Origin of the sequence: Pseudomonas sp. R19M (assembly GCF_050312585.1) — a bacterium.
In the GTDB taxonomy this organism is placed as follows: domain Bacteria; phylum Pseudomonadota; class Gammaproteobacteria; order Pseudomonadales; family Pseudomonadaceae; genus Aquipseudomonas; species Aquipseudomonas palleroniana.
On sequence record NZ_JBNPJV010000017.1, the window covers coordinates 1 to 3728 of the forward strand.

The following is a 3728-nucleotide window of genomic DNA, read 5'->3' on the forward strand; positions in this document are numbered from 1 at the left end:
GCCGCCCCAATTAGAAACGCCGCGGTATTTCAGAAAGACCGAGGCGTCTGGTTTTAGGGCGGCTTCGCCCCCCAGCGCGGGGCAAGCCCGCTCACTACAGGCGTTGGATGGTGACGGTACCTGCGGGCCCGGCCGGCCCCGGCTGGCCTTCCAGCCCTGGCCGGCCCTTGTCGCCACCCTCGGCGCGGTACACCAGGCAGCCTTTGGCTTGCCCACCTTTGCCGGGTTTGCCTGCCGTACCGGCCGCGCCACCCGCCCCGCCGTCCACCCAGACCTTGATCTGTTGCGCCGGGTAGCTTTGCGGCAGCTCCACTCGCACCTGCGCACCCGCCGCACCCGGCAGGCCATCGCCACCGTTATCACCGTTGGCCCCGCGCCCGGCCGAACCCCAGGTACAACCCGGGTCTACGCCGTTGGCGCCATCCAGGCCGGCATAGCCCTGGGCTCCAGCGCCACCCCGCGCATCCACCGACAACTCGTCGGCGGTCAAGGCATCGATGCGCAAGGTCAGGTCACGCCCCGCCTTGGCAGGGCGCTCATGGGTGCCGGGGGCGCCGCGCGAAGTGATCTGGCTGCCATGCTCCAGTTGCGCGTGGCGTACCTGCAATTGCAACCCTGTATTGCCCGGGGCGATGGCGATACGGGCCTCACGCCCCAAGTGCAGTTCATCTACCGAGACCTGGCTGATAGAGGGCGGAATCAATAGCGTGCCGTAGTCCGCCACACTCAAGCGCTCCAGCTGTAAAACGCTGGTGCTGCTGGGCAGACGCATCAAGGAATTGGTTTCGACGCTGACGCTCTGGGCCAGAGCAATGGGGCTGGCCAACAAGGCCAACAGGAAAACCTTACGCATGAATGGCCTTCTTATTTTGTGCATGGACGGACGCACAGTAACGACTTCTACAGGCGATATGCCAGTGAAGGATAAAAAAAGCCGTGATTTCGACGAAGATCGCCAGCCAGGCCCCTGTGGTTGACACAGGGGCCTGGGCTGTCAGCGGTTGATCTGGATTTCCACGCGGCGGTTCAAAGCGCGGCCTTCAGCGGTTTTGTTGTCGGCCACCGGATGGCTTTCACCGGCACCGCTCACCGAGACGAAATTGCTGCGCGGCACGCCCTGGCTGATCAAGTACTCGACGACCGAATGCGCGCGTTTTTCCGAGAGTTTCTGGTTGTAGGCGTCTTTGCCGACACTATCGGTATGCCCGCTGACGCGCAGTTGCGCACCAGGCGCTTCTTTTTTCAGGCGAGTGGCAATGACATCGAGCTTGGTTTTGTCCGCGGCGGTCAGCTTGGCCGAATCGAACTGGAAGTGCACATCACGGATCACGATGGTTTCTTCCTTGACGACGACCACCTCCTCCACCACCGCCGGCTGCACGACAGGCGGGCAACCATTGGCATCGACCTGTACGCCTTTAGGTGTGCCCGGGCACTTGTCGCGGCTGTCCGGCACCCCATCGCCATCTTCGTCGCCATCGCCGTGCACCCAGCAATAGGCACCCGCCATACCGCCGACCAGCAGTGCACCATAGCCTGCGTAGGCCGAGCTTTCAGTTGCACCGATCGCCGCACCGGTCACGCCACCGACGGCGGCACAAGTGGGCCAATCGGTTTTTTGCAAACCTGCGCAACCTGTCAATACTCCGGTTAGCAGAACCAAGGGTAGAGCTGTCCGCATGATGCTCATCTGATTTCTCCTGAGGGGATCGGCGGGGGCCGATGGGTGGAGTAAAGACCGCTCTTTTCATCTGCGCCAGTACGCCACACCCCCGTATTCATTGAGGATCGACGCAGTTGCTCGGGTTTTCGCGCCCACCCGCTCTAGGCCCGCACGCTCAGCCGCGCTAGTCTCTACAGTCCTGATGTGAGGATCTGTGATGACCGCCGGTATTTCTTCTCGTACACCCCAGCAAGCCTTGGCTGCCCTGCTTGACCTGCATGCTCCGAAACGCCTGCTGCTATTGGGGGCCAGCCAGTTACCGGCGCTGGACGCCTTCAAGCAGGCGCATCCCGATACCCAGGTGTTTTGCGCCGCTCCAGGGCCATTGCCGCCAGAGCTGGCCACGCAGCGGTTTGACCTGGCCCTGGTGGTCGACTGCCTGGAGCACCTGTCAAAACCGCAGGGCCTGACCCTGCTCGGAGGCATTCGCAACCTCAATGCCAGCCGTATTGTGGTGCTGGTGGATCTGAGCGTCTGCGGCTGGAAAGAAACCGACTTCTTCTCCCTGGCCCTGCAGGCCGGCGAGCGGTTCCAGCGCGACGAGCAGGTGCTGACGCTGTTCACCTATGATCTGCTTGACTATAAACAGGTGCCGGACTGGCTCAACGCCCGCTTCTGGGCTAACCCGGAAAACTTCGGAAAGTATTGGTGGTAACCCTATGAGCACATCCATTTGCCCTTGCGGCAGCGGCAACCTGCTGGATGCCTGCTGCGGCCACTATCACGCAGGCCATCCGGCGCCTTGCGCCACCGCGCTGATGCGCTCGCGCTACAGCGCCTATGTGCTGGGCCTGGTGGATTACCTGGTGGCCACCACCCTGCCCGCGCAACAGGCCGGCCTGGACCGCGCGGCCATCGCCGCCTGGAGTGCCCAGAGCACCTGGCTGGGCCTCGAAGTGGAAAACTCCGAGGTGTTTGGCGGCCAACCGGAACACGCCTTCGTGACCTTTACAGCACGCTGGCATGACAGCACCGGCGAACACAGCCACCGTGAGCAATCTTCTTTCGTACAGAACGAGGGACGCTGGTACTTCATCGATCCGACAGTTGAGGTGAAGGCCGGGCGTAATGATGTATGTTTGTGCGGCAGCGGACAGAAGTTCAAGAAGTGTTGCGCAAGCTACCTTTAATCACCTGACAGGGATAACGCCATGCTTCGGATTTACAGCTTGATGCTGGCGTTGACCCTGGGGCTCACCGGCTGTGCTTCGTGGTTCGAGGACGACGCACCACCGCCCCATGTGGCCTTGGTAAAAGTCGAGGTGGTGCGCGCCAAGTTGCTGGAACAGAAGTTCAAACTGTACTTTCGCGTGGACAACCGTGATGACGCCGACCTGACGGTGCGCGGCCTGATCTACAAGGTCACCCTGGGCAACTTCGTGCTGACCGAAGGCGAATCCAACGAATGGCTGACCGTACCGCCACGCAGCCACAGTTTTTTCCGGGTGACGGTGCGCACCAACCTCTGGCCGCAGGTTCGTGATGTGGTGCAGATGTTGAAAAACCCTACCAAACCCGTGCCCTATCGGCTGGAGGGCGAGTTGAAAACCGGATTATTCATCGGTAATGACGTGCAGGTGGCCCACAATGGCGAGATAATACCCGGCGATTTTATTCCGGAGCGACATCGATGACCCAGCAACCCCATGTCCATGGTCCTGACTGCAACCACGATCACGATCACCATGATCACGACCACGGCCATGTCCACGGCCCGAACTGCGGCCACGCCCACCAGGAGCCGGTACGCAACGCCTTGAAGGACGTGGGTCGCAACGACCCTTGCCCGTGCGGCAGCGCGAAGAAATTCAAGAAGTGTCACGGCGCGTAAGCGACTTCCCCTGGCGCCGGCCACACTGAAGATCCAAATGTGGGAAGGGGCTTGCCCTAATGCCAGTCAGTTAGCTGGTGGGATGTAGAACACATCATCTGTAGTGAGCGGGCTTGCCCCGCGCTGGGTGGCGAAGCCGCCCCAAACCCAGGCACCTCGGTCCTCCTGAAATAC

General features: G+C 61.6%; 6 protein-coding genes. 4 read left to right on the plus strand and 2 right to left on the minus strand.

The genetic code is table 11. The annotated features are described in order from the left end of the window. Nucleotides 1–94: 94 nt before the first annotated feature. Nucleotides 95–853, minus strand: coding sequence for a hypothetical protein (locus tag ACQRBT_RS02635; protein WP_060753820.1), 759 nt, complete (start codon nucleotides 851–853; stop codon nucleotides 95–97). Between the two features lie 141 nt (nucleotides 854–994). Then, nucleotides 995–1690 carry an OmpA family protein gene (locus tag ACQRBT_RS02640; RefSeq protein ID WP_060753821.1) on the minus strand — a complete coding sequence of 232 codons (696 nt, stop codon included), beginning with the start codon at nucleotides 1688–1690 and terminating at the stop codon, nucleotides 995–997. A 190-nt stretch (nucleotides 1691–1880) separates the two neighbouring features. On the opposite strand from ACQRBT_RS02640, the gene ACQRBT_RS02645 reads away from it, so the two are divergent. From ACQRBT_RS02645 to ACQRBT_RS02660, 4 genes are read left to right on the plus strand one after another with little or no spacing between them, the layout of a single operon-like run. Further along, nucleotides 1881–2378 carry a DUF6231 family protein gene (locus ACQRBT_RS02645; protein ID WP_205344771.1) on the plus strand — a complete coding sequence of 166 codons (498 nt, stop codon included), beginning with the start codon at nucleotides 1881–1883 and terminating at the stop codon, nucleotides 2376–2378. 4 nt (nucleotides 2379–2382) lie between these two features. After that, the gene (locus ACQRBT_RS02650; RefSeq protein ID WP_126871061.1) at nucleotides 2383–2853 is read left to right on the plus strand and encodes a YchJ family protein; all 471 of its coding nucleotides are present in this window, start codon (nucleotides 2383–2385) and stop codon (nucleotides 2851–2853) included. Between the two features lie 21 nt (nucleotides 2854–2874). Beyond that, on the plus strand, nucleotides 2875–3357 hold the full coding sequence (locus ACQRBT_RS02655; RefSeq protein ID WP_412046657.1) for an LEA type 2 family protein: 483 nt from the start codon (nucleotides 2875–2877) through the stop codon (nucleotides 3355–3357). Further along, entirely contained in the window at nucleotides 3354–3554 is a 201-nt protein-coding gene (locus tag ACQRBT_RS02660; RefSeq protein WP_026136698.1) for an SEC-C metal-binding domain-containing protein, read from the plus strand. The genes ACQRBT_RS02655 and ACQRBT_RS02660 overlap by 4 nt, the downstream gene beginning before the upstream one ends. The last annotated feature ends 174 nt before the right edge of the window (nucleotides 3555–3728 follow it).